The 15274-nt window shown below is 70.2% G+C and carries 14 protein-coding genes; 9 read left to right on the top strand and 5 right to left on the bottom strand.

Going from position 1 to position 15274, the window contains the following annotated elements; all coding sequences use genetic code 11:
- The first annotated feature begins 25 nt into the window (after positions 1-25).
- Positions 26-649, top strand: a complete 624-nt coding sequence (locus H4F90_RS04450) for a GerMN domain-containing protein (protein WP_182661838.1) — start codon at positions 26-28, stop codon at positions 647-649.
- 43 nt (positions 650-692) lie between these two features.
- On the opposite strand, the gene H4F90_RS04445 is transcribed toward H4F90_RS04450, so the two are convergent.
- The gene (locus H4F90_RS04445; RefSeq protein WP_182661837.1) at positions 693-1931 is read right to left on the bottom strand and encodes a PQQ-dependent sugar dehydrogenase; all 1239 of its coding nucleotides are present in this window, start codon (positions 1929-1931) and stop codon (positions 693-695) included.
- 482 nt (positions 1932-2413) lie between these two features.
- Between H4F90_RS04445 and H4F90_RS04440 the strand changes: the two genes are divergently transcribed.
- Positions 2414-3028 carry a hypothetical protein gene (locus tag H4F90_RS04440; protein WP_182661835.1) on the top strand — a complete coding sequence of 205 codons (615 nt, stop codon included), beginning with the start codon at positions 2414-2416 and terminating at the stop codon, positions 3026-3028.
- 79 nt (positions 3029-3107) lie between these two features.
- Positions 3108-4565, top strand: coding sequence for an ATP-dependent nuclease (locus H4F90_RS15735; RefSeq protein WP_182661834.1), 1458 nt, complete (start codon positions 3108-3110; stop codon positions 4563-4565).
- A gap of 108 nt (positions 4566-4673) precedes the next feature.
- Here the strand turns inward: H4F90_RS15735 and recJ are convergent, their stop codons facing one another.
- Together recJ and H4F90_RS04425 are read right to left on the bottom strand one after the other, a co-directional pair.
- Positions 4674-6464, bottom strand: coding sequence for a single-stranded-DNA-specific exonuclease RecJ (gene recJ, locus H4F90_RS04430; RefSeq protein ID WP_182661832.1), 1791 nt, complete (start codon positions 6462-6464; stop codon positions 4674-4676).
- Between the two features lie 7 nt (positions 6465-6471).
- Complete coding sequence (locus tag H4F90_RS04425) at positions 6472-7431, bottom strand: hypothetical protein (protein ID WP_182661830.1); 960 nt, start codon at positions 7429-7431, stop codon at positions 6472-6474.
- Between the two features lie 103 nt (positions 7432-7534).
- Here H4F90_RS04425 and H4F90_RS04420 point away from each other — a divergent pair, with 103 nt between their 5' ends.
- Both H4F90_RS04420 and H4F90_RS04415 read left to right on the top strand, forming a co-directional pair.
- Complete coding sequence (locus H4F90_RS04420; protein WP_182661828.1) at positions 7535-8806, top strand: lipoprotein-releasing ABC transporter permease subunit; 1272 nt, start codon at positions 7535-7537, stop codon at positions 8804-8806.
- Position 8807: 1 nt separating this feature from the next.
- Complete coding sequence (locus H4F90_RS04415; protein WP_182661826.1) at positions 8808-9494, top strand: ABC transporter ATP-binding protein; 687 nt, start codon at positions 8808-8810, stop codon at positions 9492-9494.
- A gap of 19 nt (positions 9495-9513) precedes the next feature.
- Here the strand turns inward: H4F90_RS04415 and H4F90_RS04410 are convergent, their stop codons facing one another.
- Positions 9514-10548 (bottom strand): TraB/GumN family protein, encoded by a 1035-nt coding sequence (locus tag H4F90_RS04410; RefSeq protein WP_182661824.1) that lies wholly within the window; start codon positions 10546-10548, stop codon positions 9514-9516.
- A gap of 83 nt (positions 10549-10631) precedes the next feature.
- Entirely contained in the window at positions 10632-11273 is a 642-nt protein-coding gene (locus H4F90_RS04405) for a cytochrome P460 family protein (RefSeq protein ID WP_182661822.1), read from the bottom strand.
- Positions 11274-11338: 65 nt separating this feature from the next.
- On the opposite strand from H4F90_RS04405, the gene H4F90_RS04400 reads away from it, so the two are divergent.
- The 4 genes from H4F90_RS04400 to H4F90_RS04385 all read left to right on the top strand — a co-directional run bounded on the left by H4F90_RS04400 (position 11339) and on the right by H4F90_RS04385 (position 15175).
- Entirely contained in the window at positions 11339-12226 is an 888-nt protein-coding gene (locus tag H4F90_RS04400; protein ID WP_235971950.1) for a TatD family hydrolase, read from the top strand.
- A 45-nt stretch (positions 12227-12271) separates the two neighbouring features.
- Positions 12272-13012 carry a spermine/spermidine synthase domain-containing protein gene (locus tag H4F90_RS04395; protein WP_328700821.1) on the top strand — a complete coding sequence of 247 codons (741 nt, stop codon included), beginning with the start codon at positions 12272-12274 and terminating at the stop codon, positions 13010-13012.
- A 176-nt stretch (positions 13013-13188) separates the two neighbouring features.
- Entirely contained in the window at positions 13189-13650 is a 462-nt protein-coding gene (locus H4F90_RS04390; RefSeq protein ID WP_182661820.1) for a tripartite tricarboxylate transporter TctB family protein, read from the top strand.
- 16 nt (positions 13651-13666) lie between these two features.
- Positions 13667-15175, top strand: a complete 1509-nt coding sequence (locus H4F90_RS04385; RefSeq protein ID WP_182661818.1) for a tripartite tricarboxylate transporter permease — start codon at positions 13667-13669, stop codon at positions 15173-15175.
- Positions 15176-15274: the final 99 nt, after the last annotated feature.

Below are 15274 nucleotides of genomic sequence, written 5' to 3'. Positions count from 1 at the left end.
CCCGACCGTCCGGAAGGAATCCCGCATGACGCGCATCCCCGCCCGCCTGACCGCTGCCCTGGCCGCCATGCCCAGGGGCTTGCCGTGGGCTGCCGCGCTGGCCGTCCTGCTCACGCTGCCGGGCCACGCGCAGGCCGCCCCGGCCGCCGAAGCCGCGGCCCGCCCTGCAGCCACGATGGTGCTCAACCTGCACTTCCGCAACGAGCGCCTCGCCGACGACCCCGAGAACTGCGCCGAAGTCCATCCCGCCCAGCGCGTGCTGCCCGCCAGCCGCGGCGTCGGCCGCGCGGTGCTGAACCAGCTCTTCGCCGGCCCCAGCGAGCCCGAGCAGGCGGCCGGCTTCCGATCGCTGTTTTCGCCCGCCACGGCCGGCCTGCTGCGCGACATCCGCATCGACGCCGAAGGCACGATCTACGTGGACCTGCACGACCTGCGCGCCCAGCTGCCCGAAGTCGACACCGCCTGCGGCCGCGCCCAGTTCATGGCCGAGGTGGAAGGCACGCTGCGCCAGTTCCGCACCGTGCACCGCGTGGTGCTGGCGCTGGAGGGCGAACCCCGCCGCTTCAACGACTGGCTGCAACTGCCCTGCGTGCCCGAGAAGGGCGCCTGCGAAGAGCCGCCCTTTCCGCCCCCCGCTGCCGTGCCATGAGGCCCCCTGAGCCTCACGGGCCGGGCGCAGGCGCCCGATCCGCCTACAGCTTCTCCACCCGCAGCAGCCGGCCGTTCTCGGGCTCGTCGGTCAGCACATAAAGCCAGCCGTCCGGCGCGGCCCGCACATCGCGGATGCGCACGCCCGCATCCAGCCGCAGCTCGCGCAGCACCCGCGGCGCGCTGGCCGGGGCGCTGCCGTCCAGCTCCAGCCGCACCAGCACCTGGCCGCGCAGGGCGCCCAGCACCGGCTGGCCGGTCGCGCCCGGGTAGCGTTCCGGCCCGCCCGCGCCGCCCACGAAGGCCAGGCCGCTCGGCGCGATCGACGGCACCCAGGTGCGCAGCGCCGGCACCACGTCGGCCCGCGTCTCCGCCTGGCCGATCACCAAGCCGCTGCCGTACTCGCGCCCGTAAGTCACCACCGGCCAGCCGTGGTTGCGGCCCGGCTGCACCCGGTTCAGCTCGTCGCCGCCCTGCGGGCCGTGCTCGTGGGCCCACAGCTCGCCCGTCTGCGGATGCAGGGCCGCACCCTGCACATTGCGGTGGCCGTAGCTCCAGACCTCCGGCGCCGCGCCGCCCTGCGCAAAGCTCGGGTTGCCCGGCGCCGGCTGGCCGTGCTCGTCCAGTCGGAGCACCTTGCCCAGATGGTGGCCCAGCACCTGCGCCTCCTTGCGGAAGCCGCCCCGGTCGCCCAGGGTCATGAACAGCATGCCCTGTCGATCCCACACCAGCCGCCCGCCGAAATGGTTGCCGCCCTGCACCTTGGGCGCTTGGCGGAACAGCACCTTCACCTCGCTCAGCTTGCCCGCCGCCAAGTCCAGCCGCCCGCGCGCCAGCGAGGTGCCGGCCCGGCGCGTGTCGGCGCCGTCCGCCTCGGAAAACGTCCAGTAGACCCAGCCGTTCTCGGCAAAGCGCGGATGCAGCACCACATCCAGCAAACCGCCCTGGCCGGCCACCACCGCCGGCAGCAGCCCGCCCAGCGGGGCCGACAGCGAACCATCCAACCCCGCCACCCGCATCGTCCCCGAACGCTCGGTGACCAGGAAACGCCCGCTGAAACCCTCGCCCGAGCCCGCACCCGGCAGCGGCGCCAGCCCCCAGGGATGGTCCAGCCCCTGCACCACCGTGCGCGCCACCAGCGCCCCGCGCGACTCGATCGGCAGGTTCAGCGCCGGCTCCGCCCGCGCCCGGCGTCCCGGTGCCAGGGTGAGAAACCCGGCCCCCAGCCCGGTGAGGCTGGCGAGACCGGCGGCGAGGACGAGGCGGCGGGATTTGGGGTTCATGCGGGCACTGTAGCGGCGCGGCCTTGGCCGAGGGTGGGGCGTGGGTTCAGTGGGGTTAGGCGTTCCTCCTGAAATGGAACGAATGAGGCTTGAGCGAATTCGGTGGGTTGCTACATTCCAACCACCCTACATGGAACACATCAATGGTGCCCGGCTGATGGTGCTGATGAAACAGGGTGAAACGTTGAACGCCTGGTCAACATCTGTCTATATTTATCAGTCGCCTCACTGTTCCTGCAAGGTTGCCTCACGCATGTGTCATGTAGCATTGCCAAGTGAGACGGGGTGTTCACCTAGGTCAGAGGCGATTGAGCTGTCTATCATGCTCAAAGTCGCTCTCGTCAGAGCGAATTGCATAGTTCTTTAGTGAGCGAACTTGATTGTGTGCCATTCGTGGGTTTCGAACATTAGGCGGCAAAAACGGATCAATATGGTCGTGTCCATTACAAGTTAGGCATCGCATGCACACTCCACCCGAGCAGATGTACCTCGATCTGATGTCGACCATCCGAGAGCGTCTCGACCTGATTTCAAAGATTTCTGGGGAGGGCGGTGGAGATTTCGGTAGGGCAGAAACAGCAGCTTTTCATGGCAGGAAAATCATCGAAGGTATTGCCTTCGGATGCATCGTCGCCACAGACGTGGGCCTGAAATACATTCCTCGAGAAGCGAAAGGCCAGTGGAACGCCGAGACGATCCTTGGCAGTCTGCACAAGAAGGCGCTCAACACCTTTCCCAATCCCAGCGTCTTGCGCAAAGCGACTCCGGAAGAGCATGCAGAGCATAATGTCAGCATCGCAGTTGATGGAGTTCCCGAACGGAGAATTTCAACGAACGAATTAGTGGCAATGTACAAGCGGATGCACCGCTGGCTTCATGAGCTAAACCCTTATGTTATGGCCGATAAGGTGATCTTCCATGCAAACAACGGGCAATCACTTTGGAATGATTTGGCAGCAATCGAGCGGTTCATCGAAAGGCACTTCATCTCATTATCTGGCCAAGGGTTCTTCTGCACTCTTCGCGATGGTGCGGACAACCAAACTAAGGTTGTCCCACTTTCGAAGGTGGCTGAGCTTGTCCAGGGTGCTACTTAATCGTTCCTTTGAGACAACATGCTCCGGCGCGCCGGGTCATGCGCATCATATCAAATAGTATATTTAACAAGGGCTCGCCGTGTCAGACCCTCGCAAAGAACTCGCCGCCAAGTATCTTCCAGCGAACCGATACGCGAACTTTGGCCATTCTCTGAATTCGATCCATGTTCTCGGCTTCCGGGGTATTGCCGATCTTCGCGTCGACTTTCAATTTCCAATCACAGCAATATCTGGGTTGAACGGCGCCGGAAAGAGTACTGTCGGGCAACTCTGCCTCGGCGGTTACAAGAAGCCGGGAACAGTGCTTGACTATAAGCGCTTTTATATTCGGGATTTCTTTCCTGCATCCCTTGCGGATCCCAATCCATTCACAGCAGATTCGTCTGTGATATACGAGTACAACACTAGCGATCCTGAGGCTCCACAGACGCTCACCATCGCTAGAACACAGCGTGAGTGGGGTGGGTATAAACGTCAACCTGAGCGAACCTGCTATTACATCGGCTTCACTATCTATATCCCAAAAGTGGAGCAACGCGATTTGAGTGTCTACAGAGCTGCCCAGTTGGCACTTGGCAACCAGCGACCGATTCCAGGTGAGGTTCGTCAACGGGTGGGGCGCATCTTGGGGCAGCAGTACGATGGTATGCACTTTCAGCGCATAACACATGGAGGTCGGGAGGGAGAGCTTGGAATCGCTGCCCGTTTCGGTGCGCAGTACTCCGAAAACAATATGGGCTTCGGTGAAGGGCGAACGCTCTATCTCGTTGATCTGCTTGAGAATGCGCCCTCCCCGAGCCTCTTCATTATCGAAGAGCCGGAGACTTCTCTCCACGAGAACGCCCAGTTTGAACTGGGCCGGTATCTACTTGATGTCTGCAACCGTCGGCATCATCAGGTTGTCCTGACGACGCACTCAAGTACGCTACTCCAGACGCTTCCGGCAGACGCGAGGGTCATGCTGTCGCGCGATGTTCAAGGAGTGGCCGCGTACCCTGGACTCTCGGCTGCACGGGCTCGATCTATCCTTTCAGGTGGGCACCATCGAGACATGACGGTTTTGGTCGAAGACGAGTTCGCCAAGCTCCTTCTCACGGAGATGGTGCGGCGTTGTGATCGCGATCTGCTCCGCTGCGTCGAGATTCACGCGGTTGGTGATAAGAATGCTGTACGATCGGGAGCGAAATTGCTTCAGCGGTTGGGTAGAACGTATATCGCGGTACGGGATGCAGACGTTGGTCCGGACCATGCGCTGGGCATGTATGTGTTTCCCGGGACACAAGCGCCGGAGCATGAGGTCTATGCGAATTCTGCTGTACGCGCCGCGCTTGCGGCCGAGTTTGGCATCGACGTCCCGCACGTACTCGTGCAGCGGGAAATTAACGATCACCACAAGTATTCCGAGGCTCTGGCTGACGAAGCGTCCACGTCAGTCGACTATCTTCGAACGCTGGCTGTAAAGCGCTACCTTGACGACATTGGTGTCGCAGTCTTTCAACCACTTGTCCAGCACATTCACGCCCGCCTGCCGCAGTGAAACCTACATCCTCGGTCAAGTTGACTCGAGCCAGGTTTTACTTCAGTGGACACTCCAACCCAACCGTAGCGGTTGTATGAAAGCGCCGGGTTCGCAGATGCTTGATTGCTACGGAGTTGCCTCCAAACCCGCCACCCCCACCCCCTCCACCACCCACTGCACCCTCTCCCTCCCGTTGTACCGATCCACGCTGAGCCGGTAGGCCAGGCGCACGCGAGCGGGCAGGGCTTCGGTGTGGCCGAACCAGATGGCGTCGCGGCGCTGGCCGGCGTGGCGCAGGGTGAGCTTGCTGTGCTTCTCGGCCACGATGCGCTGTTGCAGCACCTCGACGGTGTCGGTGAAGACGGGGGCTTCGAAGGTCTGGCCCCAGACGGCGGCGTCCAGGGTGTGGGCGGTCGCCAGGGCGGTGGCGTCGTCGGCGATCCAGGCGGGATCCAGGGGGCCGTCGGTCAGCAGTTCGCGGTGGAGCTGGCTCGGGTCCAGGCTTTCGGCGGCGACCTGGGCGAAGGCGGCGGCGAAGCGCGGGAAGCCTTCGGCGGGCAGGGTGGCGCCGGCGGCCATGGCGTGGCCGCCGAAGCGGGTGAGCAGGCCGGGCTCGCGCTTGGCCACCAGGTCCAGCGCGTCGCGCAGGTGGAAGCCGGGGATGGACCGGCCCGAGCCTTTGAGCGCGCCGTCGGCCCCGGGGGCGAAGACGAAGGTGGGGCGGTGCAGGCGGTCCTTGAGGCGGGCGGCGACGATGCCGACCACGCCTTCGTGGAAGCCTTCGTCGAACAGGGCCAGGCCGGCGGGCGGCTCGGCCTGGCCTAGGCGGGCGAGCTGGGCGTCGAGCTGGGCTTGGGCCTCTTCGCGCATGCCGGCTTCCACTTCGCGGCGCTCGCGGTTGATGGCGTCCAGGCGCTGGGCCAGTTCGCGGGCGGCGGCAGGGTCCTCGGCCAGCAGGCATTCGATGCCGAGGTTCATGGTCTCCAGCCGGCCGGCGGCATTCAGGCGGGGGCCGAGGGCGAAGCCGAAGTCCTGGGCGCTGGCGCGGGCGGGCTCGCGGCCGGCCACGTCGAAGAGGGCGGCGACGCCGGGCTGCATCTGGCCGGCGCGGATGCGCTGCAGGCCCTGGGCGACGAGGCGGCGGTTGTTGGCGTCGAGCCGCACCACGTCGGCCACGGTGCCCAGGGCGACGAGGTCGAGCAGGCCGTCCAGCCGGGGCTGGGGGCGGTCGGCGTAGCGGCCCTGTTCGCGCTGGGCGGCGCGGGTGGCCAGCAGCACGTAGAACATGACGCCGACGCCCGCGAGGGCCTTGCTGGGAAAGTCGCAGCCGGGCTGGTTGGGGTTGACGATGATTTCGGCCGGCGGCAGCTGCGGCACGCCGTCCCGCAGGGCGGGCAGGTGGTGGTCGGTGACCAGCACTTTCACGCCGCGGGCCTGGGCGGCCTGGATGCCTTCGAAGCTGGCGATGCCGTTGTCCACGGTGATGAGCCAGTCCGGCCGGCGCGGGCCGGCGGCGGCCAGGGCCTGCTCGACGACGGCGGGCGAGAGGCCGTAGCCGTGCCGCGCGCGGTCGGGCACGACGTAGCCGAGCTGTTCGGGCCGGGCGCCCAGCAGGGCCAGGCCGCGCAGGGCCAGCGCGCAGGCGGTGGCGCCGTCGCAGTCGTAGTCGGCCACCACGAGCAGGCGCTCGCCCTGGGCGAGGGCGCGGGCCAGGGCGGCGCCGGCCTCGGCCGCACCGCGCAGGCGGGCGGGGGGGATGAGGTGTTGCAGGCTGGGGTCGACTTCCTCGGCGGCGCGCACGCCGCGGGCGGCATAGAGCCGCGCCAGCAGCGGATGGATGCCGGCCTGTTCCAGCGCCCAGGCGGGGCGGGGCTGGGCGGCGCGTTCGACCAGGCGGGGGGCGCCGGGCGCGTTCATGCGCGCCTCACAGCGCGGCCAGCACGGCGGCCGGCGCAGGCGCCTGCCAGCGGGCGCGCAGGCCCTGCAGCCAGCCACGCGGGCGCGGGCCGAAGTGCGCGGCCTGGCGCTCGCCGCACAGCCACAGGCTGAGGGCCTGGCCGGCGCGCAGATCGGCCAGGGCCTGGGCCAGCGGACCGGCGTCGAGCTGCTGCCAGGCGGCCTGCCAGGCGGTCACGTCCTGGGCCAGGCTGGGCGCGCGCAGGGCGTCCAGGTGGATGACGCCGGGCGCCAGCGGCTGCGGCCGGCCGCAGCCGCTGAGCCACACGCTGTTGATGGCGGGCAGGCCGCGGGCCTCGCGGGCGGCGTTGAGCGGGTGGGTGTAGAGCGTCATCTGCACCTCGGCCTGCAGGCGGCGGAAGCTGCGGGCGGCGCGGGCCTCGGGCATCCAGCGGTCGGGGTTGCGGCCGATCACGCGGTCGGGCGAGGCGGTGGCCAGGCCGTCCAGGTCGGGATGCACGAGGAACCAGGCGGTCGGCCCGCCCCAGTGCAGGGCCCAGCCGGCGGAGCGGAACAGGGGCTCGAGGGCGTCGAAGACTTCGCGGCCCGAGGCCTCGTCCAGGCCCAGGGCCTCGGGGTCACCCATGCGGACATGCTCGCGGCCCACGGCCCAGTGCACGGGCTGGAGCAGGCCCCAGGCTTCGTCGGCCGCGGGCTGAAGGCCCAGGGCCCGGGCGCGGGCGGCGGCCAGGGGCGGGGGCTGCTCGGCCGACCAGCCCCAGGCGCGGGCCAGGGCGCGTTCGTGCGGGGGGATCGGGTCTTCGACCTCGCCCGGCTCGGTGTCCAGGCGGTCCAGCCGGCCCAGCAGAGCGGCCAGATGGGGCAGGGCGGGGGGCGGGGCCAGGGGCTCGCCGGCTTCGTCGGTGGGCCCGTTGCAGAAGGACAGGACGAGGGTGCGGGGGGCGGACACGCCGAGGGGGGAGGGCATGGGGCCGGATTATCCCGAGGGGCTGCGCAGGGGCTCGGGTAGCATCCGGCGCCCTCGGGATGTGTCCCGAACGATTCCAAACCCCGCCTGCCCCGCTGCCCCCATGTCCCTGCGTTTCGAGTGGCCCTATGAATGGAGGGTGGGCTGGCGCTACACGCGCGCCGGCCGGGCCGGGCGGCGCAATGGCTTCATCAGCTTCATCTCGGGCGTGTCGGTGCTGGGCATCGCGCTGGGCGTGGCGGCGCTGATCATCGTGCTGAGCGTGATGAACGGCTTCCAGAAGGAGGTGCGCGACCGCATGCTGGGCGTGATCGCGCATGTCGAGCTGATCAGCGCCGACGGCGAGGCCCTGGCCGACTGGCGCGCCCTGGCCGCCGAGGCCCGGCGCGAGCCGGAGGTGATCGGCGCCGCGCCCTTCGTGGCGGCGCAGGCCCTGGTGGGCCGCGGCGAGACGCTGCGCGGCGCCATCCTGCGCGGCATCGATCCGGCCGAGGAGCCCGCCGTCACCCCGCTGGCCGCGCAGCTCGCCGCCCGGGGCGAGCTGGCCGCGCTGCAGCCCGGCGCCTGGCAGGTGATTGCGGGCAGCGAGCTCGCCCGCACTCTTCGCGTGATGCCCGGCGAGCCGGTGACGGTGGTCACCCCCAGCGGCCAGGTCACCCCGGCCGGCGTGGTGCCGCGCATGAAGCAGATGAACCTGGCGGGCACCTTCTTCGCCGGCCATTTCGAATACGACAGCGCGCTGGTGCTGATGCATCTGGACGATGCCGCGCGGCTCTTCCGCACCCAGGGCCCGACCGGCGTGCAGCTCAAGCTGAAGGACGCCCAGGCCGCCCGCGCCGTGGCCGAGCGCCTGGCCGCCCGGCTCGGCCCGCAGGTGCAGGTGCGCGACTGGACGCGCAGCAACGAGAACTGGTTCGCCGCCGTGCAGCTGGAGAAGCGGATGATGGCCATCATCCTCACGCTCATCGTGGCGGTGGCGGCCTTCAACCTGGTCAGCACCCTGGTGATGACGGTGACCGACAAGCGCGCCGACATCGCCATCCTGCGCACCCTGGGGGCGAGCCCGCGCTCGATCATGGGCATCTTCATCGTGCAGGGCGCGACGGCCGGGGTGATCGGCACGCTCTCCGGCCTGGGCCTGGGCCTGCTGGTGGCCTGCAACATCGATGTGATCGTGCCGGCGCTGGAACGCCTGTTCAACGCCAGCTTCCTGCCCGGCAGCATCTACCTGATCAGCCGCATGCCCAGCGATCCGCAGTCGGCCGACATCGTGCCGATCGCGCTGATCTCCCTGGCACTGGCCTTCCTGGCCACCCTCTACCCGAGCTGGCGCGCAAGCCGCGTGCAGCCCGCCGAAGCCCTGCGCTACGAGTGAGATGAGCGATCCCGTGATCGAGGCCCGCGGCCTCAGCCGGCGCTACACCGAGGGCGGCCTGGACGTGGCCGTGCTGCACGGCGTGGACCTGCGCCTGCAGCCCGGCGAGACCCTGGCCGTGGTCGGCGCCTCCGGCTCGGGCAAGAGCACCCTGCTGCACCTGCTGGGCGGCCTGGACCGGCCGAGTGCCGGTTCGGTGGCCCTGGCCGGCCGCGCCTTCAACGGCGAGGGCGCCCACCTGACGCCGGCCGAGCAGGGGGCCTGGCGCAACCGCCAGCTGGGCTTCATCTACCAGTTCCACCACCTGCTGCCAGAGTTCAGCGCGCTCGACAACGTGGCGATGCCGCTCGCCATCCGCCGCATGCCGCGCGCCGAGGCCCGCGCGTCCGCCGCGGCCATGCTGGCCGAAGTCGGCCTGGCGGCGCGGCTGGAGCATCGTCCGGCCGAGCTTTCGGGCGGCGAGCGCCAGCGGGTGGCGGTGGCGCGGGCCCTGGTCACCCGGCCAGCGGCCGTGCTGGCCGACGAGCCGACCGGCAACCTCGACCGCGGCAGCGCCGAGACCGTCTTCCAGCTGATGCTGAAGCTGGCGCGCGAGCGCGGCACGGCCTTCGTCGTCGTCACCCACGACGAGAGCCTCGCCGCCCGCTGCGACCGCCTGCTGCGCCTGCAGGCCGGCCGGCTCGTCTGAGCGCGGCCTCGGGTCCGGTTCAGCGCACCCGCTGAACCGACCAGCCTTCGCGTGCCAGCAGGGCCGGCAGGCCCTGATCGCCCCAGAGGTGCAGGGCGCCGACCGCCACGAACACCCCGCCGGTCTTCAGCTCGGCCGCCAGGTTGCGCACCATGCCGTGGTTGCGCTGGGTGACCAGGCGCTCGACCAGCGCGGCATGGGCGGCGGCCAGCTCGGCGTCGTCGCGCGGACCGGGCTGTTGCAGGTCGGCCAGGCCGTTGAGGTCTTCCTCCAGGTAGAGCTGGATCAGGCCCTCGATCGCGGCCTGGGTGCGGTCATGGCGCAGCGCGACCGATTCCAGCAGCTTGAGCTGCTGCGGCATGGGCAGGCCGTCGAGGGCGCCGAGCTGCTGGTCCAGGGTCTCCAGGGCCGCCAGGGGCCGGCCCGCGCGCTGGGCGCGGGCCAGGATCGCGCGGTCCAGGATTTCGCCGATCGGCCGGGCCGGCTGGTTCAGGAAAAGGTAGGCGGCCCAGGGCTTGAAGCGCGAGGCGGCCTCCGGCGGAATGCCGTAGCGGTCGCGCAGCAGGCCGATCACCGTCTGGCCCAGGGCCGGGCCGGTCAGGGCTTGCAGGCTCTCGCCCGCGGGCAGCTGGGTGGCCTGCTGGAAGGCCCGGGCGTCGTCGGCGCTGGGCAGCAGCTCCAGCATCAGCAGGCGGGCGCCGTCCAGGGCGTCGCGCAGGGGTGGGAGCTGATCCAGCCGGGCGATCAGGCGGCGGTCGTCGATGTGCAGCGTGCCGTAGAGGAAGCTCGGCGCCCCCTGGCCCTCGGCGGCCTGCACCCGCCAGAGCAGGCCCTGCTCGGCCGGCGGCAGCTCGGCCGGGGCGAGGGCTGCCGCCGCCGCGACCGGGCTGGATGCGGCAGGCGCGTGCGCCGGCGTCTGGGCCTGGGCGGGCAGCAGGCTGCCGGCCACCAGGCCCAGCCAGCCCAGCCAGCGGAGGCCGGCCCGCAGGCGCGTGGCGATCGGGCGGAGGAGGGCGGCCGGAGACGGCGGCTGGCGGGGCGGCAGGGCGGGCATGGGGTCCGGGCGGACAGCCCGTCGAGAGCGGCAGGGGAGGGGCCGGCGGGGCGCAGCCGCGTCCCGCCGGCCGGGCGCGGTGTTCAGCGACCGCCGTGCAGCGCGGCCAGCACGGCCGGCGGAAGGTCGGTCGCCGTGCCGGCGGGCTGGGCCAGGGCCAGGCGCAGGGCCGGGTCCAGGGCCTGGCTGCGCTTGCTGCTGAAGTACTCGTCGTAGCGGAAGACGAAGTCGACCGGCTTGTCCTTCAGCGCGACATGGCAGGCCCGGCAGGTGCCCAGGTTGTCGGCGCTCTTCTGGCCGCTGGCCAGGTAGGCCGCGTAGACCCAGTTGCCGGTGCGGGTGGCCTCGGGCACGCCCTCGCCCCAGCCGGCCTGCTTGCCCATCACGAAGACGCGCAGCAGATCCCCCTTGACGAGCTTGCCGTCCGGGCCGGTCTTGAGCGTGCCGTCCGGGTTGGCCTGGGCCGCATAGTTCTCCATCACGAACACGCTGCCGTTCGGGAAGCCGGCGGCGGCCGTGCCCTGGGTGGCGGCGCGGTTCATGTAGATCTCGCGCACCTGCTTGGCATCGGGTCGCTGCACGGCCGAGAGGAACTTGCTCCAGCCGGTGTAGCCCTCGGGCAGCGGCAGCTCGCCGTCGGCCACGCGGGCCGGCGGCAGTTCGACGGTGCCGCAGCCGGCCACGACGGCGGCCAGGGCAAGGAGAAGAGGGCGGACAAGCTTCATGGGGCGCTCCTGAAACAATCGACGGTCGGCACGCGCCGGTGGCCCCTGGCCGCCGGCGAGGCCGCATGCTAGTCGCCCCCGACGTCTTTGCCATGTGGATCGATACCCACTGTCACCTCAGCGCCAGCGAGTTCGCGCCCGATGCCGCGGCCGTGGTGGCCCGCGCCCGGGCGGCCGGGGTCGGGCAGATGGTGCTGCCGGCGGTCGACACGGCGGATTTCGCCCCGGTGCAGGCCCTGGCCCACGCCCATGGTCTGGCCTATGCGCTGGGCCTGCATCCCCTGGCCCTGGATCGCCTGAGCGACCGCGCCGCCGAGACCGCGGCGCTCGATGCGCTCGACGCCGCGCTGGATGCCTGCCGCGACGACCCGCGGCGGGTGGCCGTCGGGGAGATCGGCCTCGACCACTTCGTGCCCGGCCTGGACCGCGCCCGGCAGGAGCGCATGTATGCCGCCCAGCTGGGCCTGGCCGCGCGCCACGGCCTGCCGGTGCTGCTGCATGTGCGGCGCTCGGCCGACGGCCTGCTCAAGCACCTGCGCCGCCGGCCCGGCATGGGCGGCATCGCCCATGCCTTCAACGGCAGCCTGCAGCAGGCGCAGGCCTTCGTCGACCTGGGCTTCGCGCTGGGCTTCGGCGGTGCCCTGGTCTTTGAACGCGCCTTGCAGCTGCGCACCCTGGCCACCCAGCTGCCCGACTCGGCCCTGGTGCTGGAAACCGATGCCCCGGACATTCCGCCCCCCTGGCTCTACCGCCGGGCCGAGCAGCGTGCCGCCGGCCTGGCCCACGGCCGCAACGAACCGGCCGAGCTGCCGCGCATCGCCCAGACCCTGGCCGACCTGCGCGGCTGGGATGCCGCGCACACCGCCGCCCAGACCACGCGCAACGCCCTGGCTGCGCTGCCGCGGCTGGCCGGCCTGTGCGGCGCGCTGCCGCAGCCCCATCCTTTGCCCTGAACGCGAGCCCCCGTGCCGACCGACCCGAGAACCGAACTGCCCGCCGTGTCCCTCTCCGAAGGCGAGGGCCTGCGCCATCTGCACCTGGGCGACACCGAGTGGGTGCAGGGCACGATGCGCATCCGCTCGCCCTGGAAGATCGAGCTGGACTATGTGCAGCGCATGATGGCCGCCCTGCTGCTGCGCCGCGGGCCGCTCGAACCGCAGCCCGGCGAAGCGCTGCCGCATGCCGTGCAGCTCGGTCTGGGCGCAGCCGCGCTGACCAAGGCCTGCCACCAGACCCTGCGCTGGCGCAGCACCGCGGTCGAGCTGAATCCGCAGGTCGTGCAGGCCTGCCGCCAGTGGTTCAAGCTGCCGCCGGACGATGCCCGCCTGGCCGTGGTGGTGGCCGATGCGGCCGACTGGGTGCGCCAGCCGGCGCAGCTCGGCACGGCCGACCTGCTCTGCGTCGACCTCTACGACCACGACGCCGCGGCCCCGGTGCTCGACGACGAAGTCTTCTACCGCGACTGCCGCGCCGTGCTGGGCGAGGATGGCGTGATGAGCGTGAACGTCTTCGGCTGGCGGGCCCATCTCGCGGGCAGCCTGCGCCGCCTGCGCGCGGCCTTCGGCGCGGCCCATGTCGCATGGCTGCCGCCGACCGAGGAGGGCAACACCGTGCTGCTCGCCTGGCGTGACGGCCCCTGGCCGGAGCGCGAGACGCTGGCCGCACGGGCCGCCGAGCTGCAGCGGGTGATGAAGCTGCCGGCCTCGCGCTGGGCCCGCAGCCTCAGCCGCAGCGGCTGAGCCTGGCGCCTGCGGGGCGCCGCGGGCTGCGGGATGCCACTACGTGAAATCCGCAGCCCCCCCCGGGGGTCGCTTCCTACAATGCCCAGCAGCCAGCCGCAGCCCGCGGCCGCCGCGCCAAGACGGCATGCGCCCGATGCGGGCGCAGGACCACCGGACCGGAGACCTCCACCACCATGAAGATCAAGAGCCAACGCGACTTTGGCGCAGGACTGATGTTCCTCGCCGTCGGCGTGTCCTTCGCCCTGGGGGCGAGCACCTACGACTTCGGTGTCTCGGCCCGTCCCGGCCCGGGCTATTTCCCGATGCTGCTCGGCCTGATCCTGGCCGTGCTCGGCGCGATGGTGCTGTTCAAGGCGCTCACGCTGGAAACCGAGGACGGCGAGCCGATCGGCAAGCTGGCGTGGAAGCCGCTGATCACCATCCTCGGCAGCGTCGTGCTCTTCGGTCTGCTGCTGCCGCGCCTGGGCCTGGCCGTGGCCTTGCCGCTGCTGGTCTTCGGGGCGAGTGCGGCGGGCGACGAGTTCAGCCTGCGCGATGCCCTCGTCTCGGCCGTGGTGCTCACCACCCTGGCCTGGCTGCTCTTCATCAAGGGCCTGTCCCTGACGCTGCCGCTGTGGCCGGCGTTCCTCGGCTGAACCGGAAGGCTGTCCCATGGACCTGATCAACAACCTGATGCTCGGTTTCCAGACCGCGCTGACCTTCCAGAACCTGACCTACGGCTTCTTCGGCTGCCTGCTCGGCACGCTGATCGGCGTGCTGCCCGGCCTGGGTCCGGTGGCCACCATGGCCATGCTGCTGCCCTCGATCTACGCGCTGGACGCGACGCCCGCGCTGATCATGCTGGCCGGCATCTACTACGGCGCGCAGTACGGCGGCTCGACCACCGCCATCCTGATCAATGTGCCGGGTGAATCCAGCTCCGTCGTCACCGCGATCGACGGCTACCAGATGGCCCGCCAGGGCCGCGCCGGCGCCGCGCTGTCGACGGCCGCGCTGGGCAGTTTCTTCGCCGGCAGCGTCGGCACGCTGATCATCGCGGCCTTCGCGCCGCCGCTGACCGAGCTGGCCTTCCAGTTCGGCCCGGCCGAGTACTTCAGCCTGATGGTGCTGGGCCTGATCGGCGCCGTGGTGCTGGCCTCGGGCTCGCTGGTCAAGGCGATCGCGATGATCGTGCTGGGCCTGCTGATCGGCCAGGTCAACACCGACGTGATCTCCGGCATCCCGCGCTACAGCTTCGACATCGCCGAGCTGACCGACGGCATCAGCTTCGTCGCGATCGCCATGGGCGTGTTCGGCTTCGGCGAGATCATCGCCAACCTCGGCAAGCCCGCCGAGCACCGCGAGGTCTTCACCAAGGACGTGAAGGGCCTGTGGCCGACCAAGCAGGATTTCCGCGACGCGGCCCCCGCCGTGCTGCGCGGCACCGCGCTGGGCTCCATCCTCGGCGTGCTGCCGGGCGGCGGGGCGCTGCTGGCCTCCTTCGCGGCCTACACGGTCGAGAAGAAGGTGGCGAAGGATCCGAGCCGTTTCGGCAAGGGCGCCATCCAGGGCGTGGCCGGTCCGGAATCGGCCAACAACGCCGGCGCGCAGACCAGCTTCATCCCCATGCTCACCCTGGGCATCCCGCCGAATGCGGTGATGGCGCTGATGGTCGGCGCGATGACGATCAAGGGCATCCAGCCCGGTCCGCAGGTGATGACCAGCGACCCGGCGCTGTTCTGGGGCCTGATCGCCTCGATGTGGATCGGCAACCTGATGCTGGTGATCCTGAACCTGCCGCTGATCGGCGTGTGGATCAAGCTGCTGACCGTGCCCTACCGCGTGCTCTTCCCGGCCATCCTGACCTTCTGCTGCATCGGCCTCTACACGCTGAACAACAACAACTTCGACGTGTTCATGGCCGCCGGCTTCGGCGTGCTGGGCTACGCCTTCTACAAGCTGGGCTGTGAACCGGCGCCGCTGCTGCTGGGCTTCATCCTGGGCCCCATGATGGAAGAGAACCTGCGCCGCGCGCTGCTGCTCTCGCGCGGCGACTGGAGCACCTTCGCCACGCGGCCGCTCTCGGCCGGCCTGCTGGTGGCGGCGGTGCTGCTGATCGTGATCGTCGCGCTGCCCTCGGTGAAGAACCGCCGCGAGGAAGCCTTCAAGGACGCGGACTGAGCCGGCGTCCGGCATGAGGGCCCGTCGACCGGTGGGCCCTCACCCAGCGCGGGGCCCGTTCCCGGAAGGGGGCGGGCCCCGACGTCCTTCCGGCGTCTG

Origin of the sequence: Aquariibacter albus, assembly GCF_014145335.1 — a bacterium.
GTDB lineage: Bacteria > Pseudomonadota > Gammaproteobacteria > Burkholderiales > Burkholderiaceae_C > Aquariibacter > Aquariibacter albus.
This window is presented reverse-complemented; position numbering and strand designations above follow the sequence as displayed.

Coding starts and splice junctions, on each gene's coding strand:
- H4F90_RS04450 (WP_182661838.1), top strand. CDS start 26: ATGACGCGCATCCCCGCCCGCCTGACCGCTGCCCTGGCCGCCATGCCC.
- H4F90_RS04445 (WP_182661837.1), bottom strand. CDS start 1,931: ATGAACCCCAAATCCCGCCGCCTCGTCCTCGCCGCCGGTCTCGCCAGC.
- H4F90_RS04440 (WP_182661835.1), top strand. CDS start 2,414: ATGTACCTCGATCTGATGTCGACCATCCGAGAGCGTCTCGACCTGATT.
- recJ (WP_182661832.1), bottom strand. CDS start 6,464: ATGAACGCGCCCGGCGCCCCCCGCCTGGTCGAACGCGCCGCCCAGCCC.
- H4F90_RS04425 (WP_182661830.1), bottom strand. CDS start 7,431: ATGCCCTCCCCCCTCGGCGTGTCCGCCCCCCGCACCCTCGTCCTGTCC.
- H4F90_RS04420 (WP_182661828.1), top strand. CDS start 7,535: ATGTCCCTGCGTTTCGAGTGGCCCTATGAATGGAGGGTGGGCTGGCGC.
- H4F90_RS04415 (WP_182661826.1), top strand. CDS start 8,808: ATGAGCGATCCCGTGATCGAGGCCCGCGGCCTCAGCCGGCGCTACACC.
- H4F90_RS04410 (WP_182661824.1), bottom strand. CDS start 10,548: ATGCCCGCCCTGCCGCCCCGCCAGCCGCCGTCTCCGGCCGCCCTCCTC.
- H4F90_RS04405 (WP_182661822.1), bottom strand. CDS start 11,273: ATGAAGCTTGTCCGCCCTCTTCTCCTTGCCCTGGCCGCCGTCGTGGCC.
- H4F90_RS04400 (WP_235971950.1), top strand. CDS start 11,339: ATGCTAGTCGCCCCCGACGTCTTTGCCATGTGGATCGATACCCACTGT.
- H4F90_RS04390 (WP_182661820.1), top strand. CDS start 13,189: ATGAAGATCAAGAGCCAACGCGACTTTGGCGCAGGACTGATGTTCCTC.
- H4F90_RS04385 (WP_182661818.1), top strand. CDS start 13,667: ATGGACCTGATCAACAACCTGATGCTCGGTTTCCAGACCGCGCTGACC.